General features: G+C 38.0%; 16 protein-coding genes, 3 tRNA genes and 1 other RNA gene. 10 read left to right on the top strand and 10 right to left on the bottom strand.

What is annotated here, in order from left to right; translation table 11 throughout:
- From ACLI50_RS06105 to rpsU, 6 genes are all read right to left on the bottom strand, one after another.
- Positions 1-73 (bottom strand) — tRNA-Gly (locus ACLI50_RS06105).
- Positions 74-161: 88 nt separating this feature from the next.
- Positions 162-242: transfer RNA gene (locus ACLI50_RS06100), tRNA-Tyr, on the bottom strand.
- Between the two features lie 18 nt (positions 243-260).
- Positions 261-334, bottom strand: a tRNA-Thr gene (locus ACLI50_RS06095).
- Between the two features lie 109 nt (positions 335-443).
- Complete coding sequence (locus ACLI50_RS06090) at positions 444-734, bottom strand: HPF/RaiA family ribosome-associated protein (protein ID WP_002976393.1); 291 nt, start codon at positions 732-734, stop codon at positions 444-446.
- Positions 731-1,618 carry a tyrosine-type recombinase/integrase gene (locus ACLI50_RS06085; protein WP_343643282.1) on the bottom strand — a complete coding sequence of 296 codons (888 nt, stop codon included), beginning with the start codon at positions 1,616-1,618 and terminating at the stop codon, positions 731-733. The genes ACLI50_RS06090 and ACLI50_RS06085 overlap by 4 nt, the downstream gene beginning before the upstream one ends.
- A gap of 79 nt (positions 1,619-1,697) precedes the next feature.
- Complete coding sequence (rpsU, locus tag ACLI50_RS06080) at positions 1,698-1,895, bottom strand: 30S ribosomal protein S21 (protein WP_034693154.1); 198 nt, start codon at positions 1,893-1,895, stop codon at positions 1,698-1,700.
- 269 nt (positions 1,896-2,164) lie between these two features.
- On the opposite strand from rpsU, the gene ssrA reads away from it, so the two are divergent.
- From ssrA to pyk, 6 genes are all read left to right on the top strand, one after another.
- Positions 2,165-2,566: a transfer-messenger RNA gene (gene ssrA / locus ACLI50_RS06075) on the top strand.
- Between the two features lie 431 nt (positions 2,567-2,997).
- Positions 2,998-3,237: an acyl carrier protein gene (locus tag ACLI50_RS06070; RefSeq protein ID WP_002976354.1), complete on the top strand. Its 240-nt coding sequence runs from the start codon at positions 2,998-3,000 to the stop codon at positions 3,235-3,237.
- Positions 3,238-3,272: 35 nt separating this feature from the next.
- Positions 3,273-4,517 (top strand): beta-ketoacyl-ACP synthase II, encoded by a 1,245-nt coding sequence (gene fabF / locus ACLI50_RS06065; RefSeq protein ID WP_002976350.1) that lies wholly within the window; start codon positions 3,273-3,275, stop codon positions 4,515-4,517.
- Between the two features lie 9 nt (positions 4,518-4,526).
- Positions 4,527-5,291 (top strand): ribonuclease III, encoded by a 765-nt coding sequence (gene rnc, locus ACLI50_RS06060; RefSeq protein ID WP_076594972.1) that lies wholly within the window; start codon positions 4,527-4,529, stop codon positions 5,289-5,291.
- Positions 5,269-5,742: an IPExxxVDY family protein gene (locus ACLI50_RS06055; RefSeq protein WP_110008247.1), complete on the top strand. Its 474-nt coding sequence runs from the start codon at positions 5,269-5,271 to the stop codon at positions 5,740-5,742. The genes rnc and ACLI50_RS06055 overlap by 23 nt, the downstream gene beginning before the upstream one ends.
- Positions 5,735-7,180: a pyruvate kinase gene (gene pyk, locus ACLI50_RS06050; protein ID WP_110008248.1), complete on the top strand. Its 1,446-nt coding sequence runs from the start codon at positions 5,735-5,737 to the stop codon at positions 7,178-7,180. Before ACLI50_RS06055 ends, pyk begins: the two co-directional genes overlap by 8 nt.
- Positions 7,181-7,366: 186 nt before the next feature.
- On the opposite strand, the gene ACLI50_RS06045 is transcribed toward pyk, so the two are convergent.
- The 3 genes from ACLI50_RS06045 to hutI form a co-directional block, all read right to left on the bottom strand.
- Positions 7,367-8,659 carry an aldehyde dehydrogenase family protein gene (locus tag ACLI50_RS06045; RefSeq protein WP_202841480.1) on the bottom strand — a complete coding sequence of 431 codons (1,293 nt, stop codon included), beginning with the start codon at positions 8,657-8,659 and terminating at the stop codon, positions 7,367-7,369.
- Positions 8,660-8,797: 138 nt separating this feature from the next.
- Entirely contained in the window at positions 8,798-9,718 is a 921-nt protein-coding gene (gene hutG, locus ACLI50_RS06040) for a formimidoylglutamase (RefSeq protein ID WP_202841482.1), read from the bottom strand.
- 73 nt (positions 9,719-9,791) lie between these two features.
- A complete protein-coding gene (gene hutI / locus ACLI50_RS06035) occupies positions 9,792-11,015 on the bottom strand; it encodes an imidazolonepropionase (protein WP_202841484.1) in 1,224 nt (407 codons plus the stop codon).
- Positions 11,016-11,192: 177 nt separating this feature from the next.
- Here hutI and ruvB point away from each other — a divergent pair, with 177 nt between their 5' ends.
- The 4 genes from ruvB to coaE all read left to right on the top strand — a co-directional run bounded on the left by ruvB (position 11,193) and on the right by coaE (position 14,414).
- Positions 11,193-12,215 (top strand): Holliday junction branch migration DNA helicase RuvB, encoded by a 1,023-nt coding sequence (ruvB, locus tag ACLI50_RS06030; protein ID WP_202841486.1) that lies wholly within the window; start codon positions 11,193-11,195, stop codon positions 12,213-12,215.
- A 68-nt stretch (positions 12,216-12,283) separates the two neighbouring features.
- Entirely contained in the window at positions 12,284-12,895 is a 612-nt protein-coding gene (locus ACLI50_RS06025) for an FMN-binding negative transcriptional regulator (RefSeq protein WP_202841488.1), read from the top strand.
- Positions 12,896-12,908: 13 nt separating this feature from the next.
- Positions 12,909-13,775, top strand: coding sequence for an MBL fold metallo-hydrolase (locus ACLI50_RS06020; RefSeq protein ID WP_202841490.1), 867 nt, complete (start codon positions 12,909-12,911; stop codon positions 13,773-13,775).
- A 9-nt stretch (positions 13,776-13,784) separates the two neighbouring features.
- Positions 13,785-14,414 carry a dephospho-CoA kinase gene (gene coaE / locus ACLI50_RS06015; RefSeq protein WP_343642763.1) on the top strand — a complete coding sequence of 210 codons (630 nt, stop codon included), beginning with the start codon at positions 13,785-13,787 and terminating at the stop codon, positions 14,412-14,414.
- Positions 14,415-14,553: 139 nt separating this feature from the next.
- Here coaE and ACLI50_RS06010 read toward each other — a convergent pair whose 3' ends face one another.
- Entirely contained in the window at positions 14,554-18,987 is a 4,434-nt protein-coding gene (locus tag ACLI50_RS06010) for a GEVED domain-containing protein (RefSeq protein ID WP_411413376.1), read from the bottom strand.
- Positions 18,988-19,022 lie beyond the last annotated feature (35 nt).

The following is a 19,022-nucleotide window of genomic DNA, read 5'->3' as shown; positions in this document are numbered from 1 at the left end:
AGCGGAAGACGGGGGTCGAACCCGCGACATTCAGCTTGGAAGGCTGACGCTCTACCAACTGAGCTACTTCCGCAATTTTGTTTCCAAAACTATTGGTAAACGCTGTGCAAAACTAAGAAAACTTATTTAATCTTGCAAGTTTTTTTTATAAAAATATAAAGTGGGGAGAGCAGGATTCGAACCTACGAAGCCGAAGCAACTGAGTTACAGTCAGTCCCATTTAGCCACTCTGGAATCTCCCCAAAAGTTTATATTTTATGAGCCTCCAGAGGGATTCGAACCCACGACCCCGAGATTACAAATCACGTGCTCTGGCCAACTGAGCTATGGAGGCAAATATAAAAAAGAATTCAAAAGATCGCTGTTCCTTTTTTGCGAGTGCAAATATAGAACGGATTTTTTGAATTCTCAAATTTTTTATAAACTTTTTTTAACTTTTTTTTCTACGCCATTTCTTTTTTCTTGATTAATAGCTTTTTAGCAGTATCAACGCAAAGGTCCAGACTTTCTTCAAAACTTGTAGTGGTCTTCTTTACTACGATATCGTCTCCCGGAACCGCTAAAATAATCTCGGCAGTTTTGTTGGCTTTATCCGAATTATTTTCAACTTTCAAGAACACCTTACACTCCTGAATTTTGTCATAGAAGGTATCCAATTTACTTACTTTTTTGTCGATGTGTGATTCTAGTGGTTCGTGTGGAGTTAAACCAATTGATTGTACTGAAATCTTCATAATTCTTCTTTTTTTGATGCTCGAGGGTGAGCCTGATTAAACACTTTTTTCAATTGTTCAATATTAGCATTCGTATAGACTTGAGTACTGGCAAGGCTGGAATGCCCTAATATTTTTTTCACTTTGGAGATCTCCGCCCCATTATCCAATACGTGGGTAGCAAAGCTATGCCGAAGGATGTGAGGACTTTTTTTTTCTTTCGTTGTTACAAGACTAAGGTACTTATTAACTACCACATAAACAAATTTTTCATTGAGTTTTTTCCCTTTCTTATTGACGAAAAAATATGATTTAAATTCTGTCTGCGGATTTCTTATTTCCAGATAACTTTTCAGAAGTTCAGACAATTCATTGGAAATGGGAATTACCCTTTCTTTGTTCCCTTTCCCTATTACTTTTAATTCATTTCCATATAAGTCAACATTCTCAAATATCAGGCCACAAAGTTCCGCTTTACGCATTCCCGTCTGATAAAGAACCTCCATAATGCACTTTTCAAGCACGTCATGTACCTGTTCAAAAACTCTTTCATTGAGATCTGTCATTTCCTCTTTAGACATAGGAATCTGTTTTTCAGCATAAAACTTCAGGGAAGAAATCCCTTCAACGGGAGAAACTGTAATTTCACCTATTTTTAAAAGAAAAAGATAAAAACTGCGGAGAGAAGATAATTTTCTATTGATACTTCTTTTCGAAATGTCGTTTTCACTCAGTTCGACAATAAAATTCCGGATAATTTTTTTGTCTGCCTTGGCTAAATTGTCAGAAGATTCTGTTCGGAGAAAGAAATGGGAAAAGTCTTCAAGGTCTTTTTTGTAGCTTGTGATGGTATGAGGAGAATATCTTTTTTCGAATTGTAAGTATTCTAAAAACTTTTCCAGCATCATAGGGTATAAAAATAAAAATTCACTCCTCAAATATAAGAATTTAAGAAGTGAATTAATATATGGTTAAGAAAAAATCTTAAGCCTGCTCTTCTTTGCTAAGCGCTCTTTGTTTGTAAGCCGCTTTTAGTCTAGCTTGTCTCAAAGTTACAGAAGGCTTAATAAACTGTTGTCTAGATCTTAATTGACGAACAGTTCCTGTTTTATCAAATTTTCTCTTGTATTTTTTTAAAGCTCTGTCGATGGATTCACCATCTTTTACTGGAATTATTAACATATTTTACATCTCATTTTGGATTGCAAAAGTAGACATTTTTTATCAGAACACAAAATATATTGCCATAAACAATCACTAATCCACCCTATGACTGTTTAAAAACCCCGTATTAAAGCCTGTTAGCAAACAATAATATTTTTATCACAATCACTGGATATTCAATTCTTACTACCTTCAGGTTACTCATTTTATTTCGTAATTTCTATTAAAACCATCGATATTAATGAAATGTAAACAAAAAGCACTATCTTTGTATTCACTTTATTCATGGGGTTGACTGGTTTCGACAGCAAGACCAATGGGTAAGTAAGCATGCAGAGAACCGTAGCGCGATCTCTATAATCCCTTGCTACAAAATTTTAACTGGCAACGAAGAGTTCGCTCTTGCAGCTTAATATCGAAGTATAGTAGATCAAGCGTTTTCCCGAAGATTTTAGTAGGGAAGCAAGATATTCCACAAATGCTCAGTTCTGCAGCGTTTGATCCTGGGATATAGGAATGCAGAAATAAGGTTTTAGAAGCTTTGGCTAAAGCTCGAAAATTTCAGAAGATAAGCTGGTCGTTGGGTGTCTATCCTCTGCTTCCAGTCGAAAACCAATGGTAGAATAAGCATGTAGAAAGCTTATGTATTGCTTGTTTGGACGAGGGTTCGAATCCCTCCAACTCCACTGAAACCACTGATTATTCAGTGGTTTTTTACTTTAAAACAAGCTTATACCAAACTTCAATGATAAAACTTACTGTTATATATTAATATATTATATATATGATGAGTTTTTTAAAAAAATCTTGAGATGTATAAAGCTTATTTGAAATCTCTTTTGTTATCACGCTAAAAACAACCCTACTTTTTTGACCTACCATTCATCAATCAAACCTAACAATGAAGTTCAGAAGAATTATCTTCTATTTCTCTCTCTGTCATTCCATGATTGGTTTTATATTCCCTGAACACTATAAATATAACCACCTGAAAACTAAAAGACTAAAGCGAAACAATCTAAAATGAAAGCTTCCGGTCCACAAAAAAGACTAAAAAAATGTTTTATCGTAAAGAATTTTATATATTTGCACCATCTAACAATTAAAAAAATAATTTACTATGTCAGACATTGCATCAAGAGTAAAAGCTATCATCGCTGATAAGCTTGACGTTGAAGAAACAGAAGTAACTCCTGAAGCTAGCTTCACTAACGATTTAGGAGCTGATTCACTAGATACAGTTGAGTTAATCATGGAATTTGAAAAAGAATTTAACATTCAGATCCCTGATGATCAAGCTGAAAAAATTACTACTGTAGGACACGCTATCGCTTACATCGAAGAAGTAGTAAATAAATAATATTCTTCAACAAAAAAAGAAATTAAACAAAGTTTATGGAATTAAAAAGAGTAGTTGTAACCGGATTTGGAGCAATAACACCAATAGGAAATAATGCAAAAGAATACTGGGAAAATCTTGTGAAAGGTGAGAGCGGTGCCGCTCCGATTACTCTTTTTGATGCCACAAACTTTAAAACTAAGTTTGCTTGCGAGGTAAAAAATTTCGATCCGTTACAGCATTTCGATAAGAAAGAAGCTAAAAAAATGGATAGAAATACTCAATTGGGACTTGTTGCTGCAAGAGAAGCAGTAGCGCATTCCGGCATTATTGAAGACAATGTAGATAAAAACAGAGTTGGTGTAATCTGGGGTTCCGGAATCGGAGGATTAGAGACTTTTGAAACTGAAGTGTTAGGATGGGCCAATACGGAAATTCCGAGATTCAACCCTTTCTTTATCCCAAAAATGATTGCGGATATCACTCCAGGACATATCTCAATTGAATACGGTTTCCACGGACCAAACTATACAACTGTATCTGCATGTGCATCTTCAGCAAATGCTATAATTGATTCCAAAATGCTGATCCAGTTAGGAAAAGCAGACGTGATTGTGTGTGGAGGCTCTGAAGCAGCCGTTACAGCAAGTGGTGTCGGTGGATTCAACGCAATGATGGCACTTTCTACAAGAAATGACGATCCAAAAACAGCTTCAAGACCTTTTGACAAAGACAGAGATGGATTTGTATTAGGTGAAGGGGCAGGATGTATTGTTCTTGAGGAATATGAGCACGCTGTAAAACGTGGTGCTACAATTTATGCAGAATTACTGGGAGGTGGTTTAAGTGCTGATGCACATCACATGACTGCTCCACATCCTGAAGGCCTTGGCGCTTATCTGGTAATGAAAAACTGTTTGGAAGATGCAGGCTTAACTGCTGATGAAGTAGATCATATCAACATGCATGGTACTTCTACTCCATTAGGAGACATCGCAGAATCCAATGCAATTTCGAAATTATTAGGCGAGCATGCTTATGACATTCAGATTAATTCTACAAAATCAATGACTGGCCATCTTTTAGGTGCTGCAGGTGTTATTGAAGCTATCGCTGCATTGGGAACTATTATTCATGGTACTGTTCCTCCAACCATCAACCATTTTACTGATGATGAAAATATTGACAGCCGATTAAACTTTACGTTTAATACAGCTGTGAAGAAAGATGTAAAAGTAGCCATGAGCAATACTTTTGGATTTGGCGGGCACAACGCTTGCGTTCTATTTAAGAAAATCTAAATTCAATGAATGGAGTTACAGAAATACTTTTCTAAATTCCTTCTCAAAAAAAGAAAAAGACAATTAACGGAGAGAGAGTATTTTCTCAGTACCGAGCTTAGAAAAGTATTGGGTACCGAGGTACAGAATATTGCTCTTTACCGCGAAGCTTTTTCTTTGAAAAATTCTTCTAAAAATCAAGACAGCAATTACGAAAGACTTGAATTTTTGGGAGATTCTGTTTTGGGTACAATTATTTCTTGTCATTTGTTCCAGACTTATCCTCAGGCCAATGAGGGATACCTGACACAAATGAAATCTAAGATTGTTAATAGGAAAAACCTCAATAAATTAGGAGAAGATCTCAAGCTTACCAGCCTTCTGCAAAAGCAGAACAGCTCATCAGCTTTGGGAGAGAATATCTCTGGAAATTTATTCGAAGCCTTAATCGGTGCCGTTTATTTAGACTTCCATTATGATACCTGTAAAAGGATTATTCTGGAAAAGTTGCTGACCCCTTCCGAGATCAATAAGCTTGAAAACAAAATTGTAAGCTATAAAGGTCTCCTGCTCGAATGGAGCCAGAAGAAGAAAGTCAATATAAAGTATGAAACCTGCGAGGAAATACAGGCGAATAAATCTGTCGTATTCAGGTGCCATGTATGGCTGGGAGACGAAAAAATTGCTAATGCAACAGAGACTTCCAAGAAGAAGGCAGAGGAAAAAGCAGCACAGAGGGCATTTTATATTTTAAACAAAAAAGAAAATATACTTGGAAATTCAAAAACTTTATGATCTTGATGATATAGAATTTGAAGATATTGCCATAGGATTGGTAAGATTAGCCAAAGATATACCTGCTCACGAGTTTTTCTACAAAATAAATCAAATCAACAACCTCAGTTTTTCAAGAAAGAAAGATCTTGTCTTTCATGGAGGTTATTATGATTATTTTTTTCCAAGATATGAAGCCTATCACAAGTTTTCGAAGACCTGTTTTACCTTCATTTCCAATAAATCTTCCGAAAGTAAGCAAAAAAAAATCCAGACAGAACTCTTTACAGAAGAAGAAAACATTAAATTTTTATTAAATAATCAGGTAGATGTGGAATATATTCTGCATAGTTCGGAACAGTTTCCTGATTTTTCCGTAATTTTGCTCCCTGAAAATCTTGTTTTTCCAATTCAAGATTATACATTGAGTTCTGAAGAGGAACTTTATCAAATTATCCAGTATTATGAATAAGTATTTAAAGAAGACAAAAATTATCGCAACACTAGGGCCTGCTTCATCGTCGAAGGAGGTAATGTTAGATCTAATGAAAGCGGGTGTTGATATTTTCAGAATAAATTTTTCGCATGCAGATTACGACTTAGTTCGAAAAAATATTGAAATAATTAGAGAGCTAAACAGTGAGTATGGTTATTCTGTAGGAATCCTCGGCGATCTACAGGGACCTAAACTGAGAGTGGGAGTTGTAAAGGAAGGATCTTATCTGAACCCGGGTGACATTCTTACCTTCACCAATGAAAAGATGGAGGGAGATTCCACAAAGGTGTACATGACGTACCAACAGTTTCCACAAGACGTAAAAGTAGGGGAAAGAATCCTTATTGATGACGGGAAACTAATGCTGGAGGTTATCGAAACCAATGAAAAAGATACTGTAAAAGCAAAAACCATTCAGGGAGGTCCGTTAAGTTCTAAAAAAGGAGTTAATCTACCTAATACAAATGTTTCTCTTCCTGCATTAACGGAAAAAGATGTTCAGGATGCTAATTTCATGCTTGACATGGAAGTTGACTGGATTGCTCTTTCTTTCGTACGTCACGCACAGGACATTATTGACCTGAAAGAATTAATTGCAAACCACCCGAACGGTAAATTCAAGACTCCTATTATTGCGAAGATTGAAAAACCTGAAGGCGTTAAAAATATTGATGAAATCCTTCTTGAATGCGACGGATTAATGGTAGCACGTGGAGACCTTGGGGTAGAAGTTCCTATGGAGGAAGTTCCTGCGATCCAGAAAAACCTGGTAGAAAAAGCAAGATTCTACTCTAAACCTGTTATCATTGCCACTCAGATGATGGAAACGATGATCAACAGCTTAACACCAACAAGAGCGGAAGTAAACGACGTTGCGAACTCTGTATTGGACGGAGCTGATGCTGTAATGCTTTCCGGAGAAACTTCAGTAGGCAGATATCCGGTACAGGTTGTGGAAAACATGGCTAAAATTGTAAAAAATATCGAAACTACTCATTTCTACCAACACAAAAATGAGCCTATCGAGAAAGATTATAACTGTATTGATGAAAGATTCATTACCAACAGGGTTTGTCTTGCAGCAGTAAGAATTGCTAAAACAACCAATGTTTCTGCTATTGTAACCCTTACTCATTCAGGATATACAGCCTTCCAGCTTGCAGCACACAGACCAAACTCCCACATCATCGTATATAGTGGTAACAGAAGAGTAATTACGATGTTGAACCTTCTTTGGGGTGTACATGCCTATTACTACGATATGAAGAAGTCTACTGACGAAACGATCATCCAGGTCAATATGTTAACGCATAACTATGGTTATATTGAAACCGGAGATTTCGTCATCAATATCAATGCTACTCCATCATATGAAGGTGGAAAAACGAATACATTGAGACTTACGACAGTATAAGCAATAAGCAAAATTACTTTTTGTCAAAGCATAAAAAACTCCCGGAAACTAGTTTCCGGGAGTTTTTATTTTATAGTGTAAAGTTTACTGTTAACTTATAAATGGTAGTTTGTCATTCTGAACGCAACGAAGTGAAGTGAAGAATCTCTGAGATTCCTTGTTTCCTCGGCATGACATTTTATCCTTTTAATTTCCTACAATCGTCTTAGCTGTTACAAATTCTTTTAAAGCCAGTAAAGACAATTCTGTTCCATATCCGGAAGCTTTTGATCCTCCGAAAGGAAAACGGGGATCAGAGCTTGTCATACGGTTGATATTGACTGTTCCAGATTCAAGGTTTTCAATGAAGAATAGCTGACGGTCTTTATTTTTAGTCCATACGGAATTGGAAAGCCCGAATGGAATATCATTGGCCATTTGTAAAGCCTCTTCATCATTTTTTGCAATCATCACCATACCCAGAGGTCCGAAAAGTTCTTCTTTTAAAATAGGATTTCCTTCCTTCACTCTGATTAAACCTGGTTTAAATTCATTTTCAGAAACTCTTTCCAGAGGAATAATAATTTCAGCACCATTTTCCAATGCCCTGTTGAACTGAGCTTCCAGTTCATCAGCAAGGTCAGGTCTCGCCATTCCGGCCAGTTTGGTTTCTTTATCTAAAGGATCTCCAATCTCATATTTCTTATATTCTTCAATGAAGATTGGTAAGAACTGATCTTCAATTTTTTCATCAATGATAAATCTTTTTGCCGCAGTACAGGTTTGCCCGCAGTTTTGAAGTCTTGATTTTACACCGGCTCTGGCTGCTTCTTCAAGATCTGCATCATCAAAAATAATAAACGCATCACTTCCACCTAATTCAAGCAAAGATTTTTTGATATTTAAACCGGCTATTGAAGCAACTTCTCCTCCGGCTTTTCCGCTGCCTGTCAAGCTTACCCCTTTTATAGTATCATGTTCAAGGATTTCCTTTACCGCTTTATGTCCTACCTCAAGATTCTGGAAAACACCTTCCGGAAAACCTGCTTCCAGAAGAACTTCTTCAATGGCATTTCCGCTTCCGAAACAAATTGAAGCATGCTTCAAAACTATTGTATTTCCTGCTAAAATGGCAGGAGTAGCAAATCTCAATACCTGCCAGAAAGGAAAATTCCACGGCATTACACCTAAGATTACTCCTTTCGGAGCATAGTGAACTTCAGAATAAGCAAATTCCGATTCTACTTTTTCTGGTTGTAAAGTATTCTCGGCGCCTGCATAATAATTCATCATTAAAGCACACTTTTCCACTTCAGCAATAGATTCTGAAATGGGTTTATTCATTTCTGTTGTAATTATCTTTCCAAATTTCTCCGAATTATTCTTTAAAATTTCCGCTGCTTTTGCAATTAACTTCTGCCTTTCCTCAAACGGCACTTTTCTCCACACTGAAAACGCTTTATCTGCTTTAATAAGCTTGCTTTCAATTAATTGTTCCATAATATAAATTTCTGTTTTAAATTCAGCTAATGAATTTATAAGCGCCTTTATTTTAAAAGCACGGTGAAATCAGCAAATTCCATTCCTTAAGGGTCAATAAAATAATGATTTTCTCTATCGGAAGAATATAACTTTATCTTAAATCATTAGCCATTCATTCACAAGACATGCTGCCAGTCTTGCTGTTCTGTCCTGGATATCGAAAGAAGGGTTCACTTCTGCCACGTCCAGCGCTACCAGTTTTTTATTTTTTAAGATATGTCTGTAAAAATGCATAAAAGCTGTATCTGCAAAGATACCGTTATATGCCGCCGCGGAAACTCCAGGAGCGACTGATGCATTAAAGACGTCCATGCAAATGGTAAGATAGGCATAATCTACACTGTCCAGCAGTTCGTCAATACGCTGATAGACGGAGGTAAGATTTTCAAAAAATAATTCGTCTGCCAGAATATATTTCATTCCATACTGATGAGCGGTATCAAAAAGCTTTAATGTATTGGAGTTTCTCTGGATTCCAATATGCAAAGAATGGATAGGTCCTTCCTGAGCAATCTGCCAAAACCCGGTTCCGGAGCTTGGTCCTACTCCTTTTTCCGGCTGTCTGTTATCGAAATGGGCATCGATATTGATGATTCCTATTTTCTGTTCCGGAAAGGCTGTTTTAACGCCCAGATAATGAGCATACGTCACTTCATGACCTCCACCTAAAACAAGAGATTTTCCTCCTTTTAAAAGTACTTTTGACACATTTTTGGCAAGGTTATTCTGTGTATTTTCCAGATTGCCGTCTTCACAGGTAACATTCCCAAAGTCCAGCATGGAAAAGTCAGGAAGAATCACCGGAAAATTAGACATATTTTTCCTGATCACATCTGGAGCATCTTTTGCTCCCTGACGGCCTTTGTTTCTTCTTACTCCTTCATCTACAGCAAAACCGTGCAATGCAAAATCTCCTGTAGAAATATTGTCGTAATTACGTTCTTCTTTTACCCGTTGAAATATTCTGTGATAGAGAAGTTCTTCTCCGTCCAATCTGCCTTGCCAAATAGTACTCATTATTCAGTCATTTGCCTATTGTCTGTTATTCAATCAGCATCGATTGAAGAACAAATATGGTTATTTAATAATTTTATATAAGATTTCCATCAATATAAACATGTTCAGTTTTCAGGCTTCCCTGGTTATACAGTATATTCTGGAAATTATTGGTTTTAAAAGTGACAAAATCTGCCTTTTTCCCTGTTTCCAATTGTCCTCTGTCTTCAAGATCCAATGCAAAAGCAGCACGGAAGGTCATCCCTGCCAAAACTTCAGCTGTTGTAAGCTTTTGGAAGGTGGCTAAAATAGATGCCTGGGTAATGAGATTTCCCATTGGGGCAGAGCCCGGATTCCAGTCACTAGCAATAGCCACGATAGCACCTGCGTCTAATAATTTTCTTGCAGGGGTAAATTTCTCGCCAAGTCCAAGGCTCGCTCCGGGAAGAGCTGTTGCTACGGTGTCAGACTCTGCAAGGAATTGAATATCTTCATCAATGGTTGCTTCCAGATGGTCTGCAGACTTCGCTCCTACTTCTACTGCAATTCTTGAACTTCCAGGGGTAAACTGATCTGCATGAACGGTAATTTCAAAACCTAATTCTTTTGCTTTTAATAAGAATTCTTTACTTTCTTCAGGCTGAAAAGCAGATTTTTCAATAAAAATATCTACTCTGTTTGCCAATTCTTCTTCTTTTACTTTCGGTAAAATTTCGGTAAGGATATATTCCAGATATTCAGGGTTGCTTCCTTCAAAATCTTTTGGTTTTAAATGTGCTGAAAGGCAGGTAGGAACTAAAGTGGCTTTAGTTTCATTCTGTGCTTTTTTAATAATTCTAAGCATCTTCAACTCGCTTTCCACATCCAGACCGTAGCCGCTCTTCACTTCAATGGTGGTAATTCCCAGATCAACCAAAAAGTTGATTCTTTCTATTAAAGTTTTTAACAGTTCTTCTTCTGATGCATTTCTTGTATGCTGTACGGAACTCCAGATTCCACCACCGCTTTCTGCAATCTCAAGGTAAGTTTTCCCTGCATTACGCATAGCAAAATCGTTGGCACGGTTTCCTCCGAAACAAATATGGGTATGTGAATCTACAAAAGCAGGAAGAACAACCTGCTCTCCTTCAATATGTTCAATTTCTATAGTGGGATTTTCTGTTTTTAATGTTTCAAAACTTCCAACTTTCTGAATGGTATTCTGATCTACTACAATTCCTCCGTCTGCAATAATTTCAAGCTGTTCATCAGAAAGTTTTCCTCTTAAGGGTAAGTTAGCAAGTGTTACCACCTGCTTAAATGGTCCTATTAATTTCATTAATATGTATTAATAATTTCTTCTCTCAAAAATACTTAAAATATCCCAATTATTTAAATCTTAGCGGTTCTCATTTTCAACCCAGGCTTAAACCGCTGTATCAATCTCAACGTTTTCTCAATCTGGCCTTCAACCTTTGTCTAAATTTGCTATCTTTGAAGTAAATGAAATGAATTAATGCCAGATTTTTTACATCCAGATAAGGAAAACTACTCAAACGAGGAGCTGATGCAGGAAGAGCAGATCCGTCCCCAAAGCTTTAAAGATTTTGCGGGACAGAGAAAAACGCTGGAGAACCTTGAAGTTTTTGTTACCGCTGCGAAAAGACGTGGCGGAGCACTAGATCATGTTTTATTACACGGTCCGCCGGGGCTTGGTAAAACGACTTTGGCCAATATTATCGCTAATGAACTTGGGGTAAACTGCAAGATTACTTCCGGGCCAGTATTGGATAAGCCGGGAAGTTTAGCGGGCTTATTGACTAATCTGGAAGAAAATGATGTTCTTTTCATTGATGAGATTCATCGTCTTTCTCCTGTAGTGGAAGAATACCTGTATTCTGCTATGGAAGACTATAAGATTGATATTATGCTGGAAACAGGTCCCAATGCCAGAAGTGTACAGATCGCCTTAAATCCGTTTACTCTGGTGGGAGCTACTACAAGAAGTGGAATGCTTACGAAGCCAATGCTTGCCCGATTCGGGATTCAGAGCAGGCTGGAATATTATTCTATTGAACTTTTATCAACCATTATTCAGAGAAGTGCAAGGGTTTTAGGAGTTGTCATTTATGAAGATGCTGCGATAGAAATAGCAAGAAGAAGCCGTGGAACGCCAAGGATTGCCAATGCATTACTGAGAAGAGTACGTGATTTTGCCGAAATCAAAGGAAACGGTGAGATTGAGATCAAGATTACCAAATATGCTTTGGATTCTTTAAACGTGGACGAATTTGGTCTGGATGAAATGGATAATAAAATCATGCGTGTCATGATTGAAAATTTTAAAGGAAAACCGGTTGGTATTTCTGCCCTGGCAACATCAATTGCCGAAAATCCGGAAACCCTGGAAGAAGTATATGAACCGTTTCTGATCCAGGAAGGTTTTATTATCCGAACTCCAAGAGGACGGGAAGTTACCGACAAAGCTTACAAACATTTGAATATTACAAGACCTAAAAACCCGGGAGAACTATTTTAATTCAAAGTTTTGGGTTTGAAGTTCAACGTTTAAAGTTTAGTTTAAGGTTAATGAGAATTGATTAGTTTATGTTTATACCTAAATTATACAGAAGCGAAGATTACAATTTGATGAGAGAGATTATCAAAGAAAACTCTTTTGCTTTACTGATTTCTTCTGTTGATAAGATACGGGCAACCCATTCTATGATGATGCTTAATGAAGATGATCCTCAAAATGTCTATATTGAAACTCATATTTCAAGAGCAAATCCCCAGGCAAAAACCTTACAGGATGGTGATGAAGTTCTTTGTGACTTTTTGGGAGCCCACACTTATATATCCAGCAGCTGGTATGATCATATTAATGTTTCCACTTGGAATTATGAGGCGGTACAAATCCGGGGAAAAGTTGAAATAATGGATCATGATGAACTGTATGTCCATTTGGATAAATTAACGTCCAAATATGAAAATTTCCAGCAATGTCCAATGATGGTGAAAGACATGGGAAGGGAATTTGTGGAAAAGGAAATGAAAGGTGCTTTTGGGATTAAAGTTATTCCAACCGAAATATTCATCAAACAAAAACTTTCTCAGAACAGAAAAGAAAGTGATTTTAATAATATTATCAGCCAACTTGAACAGTCTGATGATAACGCAAGAAAAATTGCGGAGAAAATGAAATTAATAAAGAAATAATCAAAATATACATATGAAGTTATATCCAATACAATGTGGAAAATTTAAACTGGACGGCGGTGCTATGTTTGGAGTCGTCCCGAAGAGTCTGTGGGAAAAAACAAACCCGGCAGACGAAAAAAACCTGATCGAGCTGGGAACCCGTTCTCTGCTTATTGAAGATGGAAAAAAATTAATCCTGGTAGACTGCGGTCTCGGTAACAAACAGGATGACAAGTTTTTTGGACATTATTCTCTTTGGGGAGACGATACTCTTGATAAAAATCTTAAAAAATACGGCTTTATAAAGGAAGATATTACGGATGTATTCCTTACTCACCTTCACTTCGATCACTGCGGCGGAGCTATAGAATGGAATGACGACAGAACCGGATACAGACCTGCCTTTAAAAACGCCAACTTCTGGACGAATGAAAACCACTGGCAATGGGCTATAGAACCCAATGCAAGGGAAAAAGCCAGCTTTCTGAAGGAAAATATTATGCCGATGCAGGAAAGCGGACAACTTAACTTTTTACCACTTCCCACTACCGGAAATTACGGTTTCGCTCCTGATCTGAAGATGGATGTTATCTTCGTAGACGGACATACGGAAAAGCAGATGCTTCCGGTAATCCAATATCAGGAAAAAACGGTTGTTTTTGCAGCCGATCTTATTCCTACCGCAGGACATATCAATCAGGTATACGTGATGGGATATGATACCAGACCTCTTTTAACACTGGAAGAAAAAGGGAAATTCCTTAAGCAGTGTGTAGACAACGAATATTTATTGTTCTTTGAACATGATGCTCATAACGAACTGGCAAGTCTTAAAATGACCGATAAAGGGGTAAGACTTGATGAGACGTTTAGCTTTAATGATGTTTTTGGATATTAATTTTTAATTATGGAAGAATTACATTCAGAAACACAGCAGACAGAGCCGGAACCAGCACCCAAGATCATTGGTTTAACAGGAGGAATAGGTTCCGGAAAAACCACAGTTGCGCGCTTCATAGAGGAATTCGGCTTTCCGGTTTATTATTCCGATGACAGAGCAAAAGCTATAGTTAATGAGAGTGAAGATCTGAAAATAAAAATCAAAGAACTTCTTGGCGAAGATGCTTATGATGAAAACGGATTGTATGACAGAAAATTTGTAGCGGATAAAGTTTTTAATAACAGAGATCTGCTTCAGCAGTTGAATGAAATTATTCATCCCGCTGTAAGAATTGATTTTGAAAACTGGGTTAAGAAACAAAGCAAATATTTAGTTTTTAAAGAAACAGCTTTACTGTTTGAACTGAAACTTAACAGACAATGTTATAAGTCTCTTCTGGTAACAGCCGAGGATAACATCAGGATCAAAAGAGTAATGGACAGGGATAATAAAACCTACCGCGAGGTAGAAACGATCATGGAAAAACAAATGCCCGAAAGGGATAAAATTAAAATGGCAGACTGCATTATCTACAATAATACCAATCTGGAAGAATTAAAAGAAGAAACTGAAAAAGTGATCTTCAGTATTGAATAAATAAAAACTCGTTAGAAGCTTTTCTAACGAGTTTTTTTCTGCAAAAAATTTTTCCTGAGGGGACGGATTCTTCCGAGATCTTTTACAAAAAAAATAAGCCTCCATTTCCGGAGGCTTATTCTATTTGAAATCTAAATGATTATTCTTTGATAAATTTCTTTTGGGTAGTAGTACCGTTGTCATCGATATCAATTACATAAACACCGTTAATCAATCTGCTTACATTGATCTGGTTGTTGAGTAGGATACCGTCTGCGATAACCTGTCCGGCTGCATTGTAGATCTTATATTTAGCCCTCTTGCTAACATTTTTTACAAACAGTACTGAGCTTACCGGGTTAGGATAAATCATAACACTGGTCTGATCAACCGGGTTAGCGACAACAGGTTTAGAGATTCTTACCGTGTAATCCTCTACTTCTCCGTTTTTGAAGTCAGTACAGTTTACAGGGATACCGTCTCTCGACATGGCTACTCTCATCACTACATACTTATAATCTGTCATACTTACAAAGGCATCTGCCGGTACATTGAATTTACCTGAAACAGGGCTGTTTGAGTTTGGTGAAGAAGTAAATACTCTTTCATTGATGTCAAACTCTCCGTTTCTGTTGAAGTCAATCCAAACTGCGATTCCTTCGTTGTAAGTAGTTCCTGTCCATTTTTTCTCAATGATGATCTCATTGTCAGTGGAGCCCTGGATCATCTCGATGAATGTTTTAGGAACTCCTGTGTAATCTGTATACGTCGATGCTCCGGATTCATTCTCCATTGTTTTCTTACCAGTAGGCTTCACTGTAACTTTAGAGATATGCTCTCCTGTTGAGTTTTCAGCCTTCATCTTACAGTAGATTACTGTAGGAGTTGTAAAGTAGTAAGGAGGAGTATAGTTTCCTGGTGTACCGTTACAGATATTCACTACCTGCATTTCATATTTTGTTAATTCTGTAAGACCTGTCAATACAAGGTTATTAACTAATGATGGTACTTCTGTCCAGCTCGGAATTCCTACTTTTCTATATCTAAGAACATATGTTGCTCCCGGGAACGGATCCCACTGAATTGCCGCTGATGTAGGAAGCAATTGGGTAATTGTTAGTCCCGGAGGCGGAATCTCACATATTCTTTCTGTTGTAAATACTTTAGGATTTGAATATGGATTTAATGTACTTTCACCGTTACACTGGTTAGCAATCTGTACTTCATAAGTTGTGTATGGCTCCAGAGGAGTTGCACTTCCTAATACATAAGTATTGGCAGGAGCTGCCGGTAAACTCACTATATTCCATGGCCCTGTACTACCTACTTTTCTCCATCTCATGGTATACGTAGAACTTGCTGCAAGCGGAGACCACGTAATCAATGCTGTTGTTGGAGTAATATTAGTTACTGTTACATTCGGAGGAGTAGGATCACATCTTGTAGTAAATGTTTTGATTGGTGTTGCCGTTCCAACGATATCTCCACAGATTGCCGCAACCTCTACTTCATAAGTAGTTGCTGGAGTCAATCCACTGATTACTAAAGGAAGGTTACCTAATTGTGCAGAAGCATATACCTGCGTCCAGACAGTTGTTCCCTGCACTCTGTATCTCACCACATAACTTACTCCTGCTCCTGTGATGGTAACAGTAGCTGTTGTATGCGTTGTTGTAAATGTTGGTGCGTTAGGAGTTGCATTGCTGCAAGGTCTGATTCTTACTCTGTAGTCTTCTACTTCTCCATCTACTGCGTTCTGACACATTACAGGAGCATTTGTACGTTTCAGTACAACCCTCATTGTAGTTGTTAATAGTCCTGTGTAAGCATTCGAAGGAACTGCAAAAGTAGCCGTCACCGGAGTTGTTGTGTTGGCTGGAGAAATTAAAATTCTCTCGGCATCTGTAAACTGTCCGTTTCTGTCAAAGTCGATCCAGGCTGTTACAGCATCGTTACCTGTTGCACCTGTCCAGCCTTTTGCTACGGAAATTTTATTATTCTGAGAATCTACATCTAAAGTAATAAGAGTTTCCGGAGAAGTATAACTGATATAATTGGTCTGTACCGAAGTATTATTCATCGGAGGAACTCCAAGGTTCGAAGAGGTAACTGTTACATTCGAAATATGGTCATTCGTACCCGTTCCTGTCATTTGACAGTAAGTTAATGGAGGGGTTGTGAATGTTACTGTTGACGAGTAAGAACCTGTGGAACCGTTACAAGTTGTAGAAACCTGAACATCATAATTAGTCTGCTCTGTAAGACCAGTAATTCCATAGAAGTTCTGACCCGCAGGAACTGTAGCTGTCTGCCACACTCCACCCGGAGAAACTCTCCATCTGATATTATAAGTAGCTCCTGCAGTAGCAACCCATGATACCGTTGCTGTAGTAGCTCCGATATTATTTACTGTAATATTTGTTGGAGCGGCCGTTGAACAAGGCTGAGCATCTACAAATTTTACTGCATAATCTTCTACCTCTCCCTGAGTGAATGTACCACAAGGGTTAGCATTATCAAAATATCTCATTACTACACGCATACGGGTAGGAAGAGTTCCTGTATACACGTTACCACTTGCAACGGTAGGTACTGAGAAAGTAGCCGTTACAGGAGTAGTTGTATTGTATGTGGTATTAAGAATTCTTTCACTGGTTTCAAATGTTCCGTTTCTGTTAAAGTCTACCCAGGCTGAAACTGCATATGAAGAAGGAGAACCCGGCCAGTATTTGTTTACAGAAATTTTATTATTTGCTGAACCTCTTTCAAAGATTACTACTCTTGTAGCATCCGGTGTATAATCTTTATAATTGTCAGATCCGGAATTACTCATCATAATAGGAGTATTCGTAGGAGTAACAGTTACATTATTAATATATCCGCTTGTTGCAGTATTGCTTGTAGGACCTGCTGTACAATAAGTAAGAGTAGGTGTTGTAAAGGTAACAGTTGGTGAGAATGCCCCTGTAGTACCTCCACAAACAGTGGCTACCTGTACATCGTATGCAGTCTGTTCCAATAATCCGGTAAGTAATTGGTTACTGATTAATGGTGTATTTACTGCAATCTGCTGCCATGCTCCGGAAGGAGAAACTCTGTATCTTACGATATAAGTAGCTCCTGTAGTGGATGTCCAAGTAACATTCGCTGAAGAAGGGGTTACATTATTAACCATGATATTAGATGGCGGTGCTGTAGAACATCCAGCCAAATCGATAAGTTTTACTGCATAGTCTTCAGTTTCACCATAATAATAAGTTCCACAAGCACTAATTGGGCTGTATTCATTTAATACAACACGCATTTTTGTAGTCAGGTTTCCTGTATAAGCACCACCGGCAGCAGTTGGTACTGTAAATGTAGCGGTAACCGGAGTTGTTGTATTACTTGGTGAAGTAAGTACTCTTTCACTCGCTTCAAAAACACCATTACGGTTAAAGTCAATCCAAACTCCTGTCAAGAAGCCGTACTGGTAGCCTGGCCACGTTTTTGAAACTGAAACGGTAGCTGTACCTCCTCTTACCAAAGTAACTACTCTTGCAGGATCTGTACTGTAATCTGTATAGCCACTCTGACCGGAGTTGCTGTACATAGACGGAGCACCTTGTGCATTTACAGAAACCTGATTGATATATCCATCAATATAGGTACTCGTAGCAGCGGAATTACAATAAGTAAGTGCAGGAGTTGTAAAGTTGACGCTGGAAGAGAATGCTCCCTGTGTTCCTCCACAGACAGTCGCTACCTGAACTTCATACTGAGTCTGCTCAGTTAATCCGGTAATAATCTGGTTTGCGACCATAGGAGTTGTCACATTGATTGTTGTCCAAGCTCCTCCTGATACAGGTCTGTATCTTACAACATAAGTGGCACCTGCAGAAAGGTACCAGCCTATATTAGCAGAAGTTGTTGTCAGGTTTGAAACTGTAATATTGGTAGGCGGAGCTGTTGAACAAGCCGGAAGCGGGTGGCTTTCCAACTGTATTCTGGGAATATCTGCAAGTCTGTCTTTTGCAGAAGGAGGTGCTGCAGGATCAGGATTTGCGCTATCTTCATAATAGATGATCCCCCTGTTTGCTCCTGCATTGTATGATCCCCAGGCCGTACCTGGAGAAGATGCATAATCAGGAGTTTTTTCATTTACAGCAACCACAAGGTTGTCTGTTCCATTCCATAAAAATGGTGTAGACAATTGAAGAGTTACCCAGCTTCCATTCGTTAAGTTAGGTAAAACTCCGTCAAACACCTGAGTCATAGAACTTACCGGAATCCAGCTTGTATTGGTGGCAAAGTTATTCTGGGTTGTATTTCCCATGTATACCAACCAATCCTTATATACAGCCTGAGAGGATGCAACGGTGGTGGAATAAAACTTTATAGCCGTGATATAGTTTGACGTACCTATAGCAGTCGTAAGCTCTGCAGCAGTATAAATCTGCTGAGAATAACTATACCCATAATAGGAACGTATGGGGAGATACACAGAGGTACCCGTTCCTGTCCCGATCTGGCCTGCCTGAGCCGAGACTTTGGATACAAAGCCTGTGCAAATCAAACAGAGAAACAGAATTAAAGAGGTAAAGAATTTCTTCATAATGTTTTCATTATAATATTAATCACACAAATCTA

This window comes from Chryseobacterium cupriresistens (assembly GCF_046614675.1).
In the GTDB taxonomy this organism is placed as follows: Bacteria; Bacteroidota; Bacteroidia; order Flavobacteriales; family Weeksellaceae; genus Chryseobacterium; species Chryseobacterium cupriresistens.
Note: the sequence above shows the minus strand (reverse complement) of the source record. Positions and strands in the feature narration are given on the sequence as shown.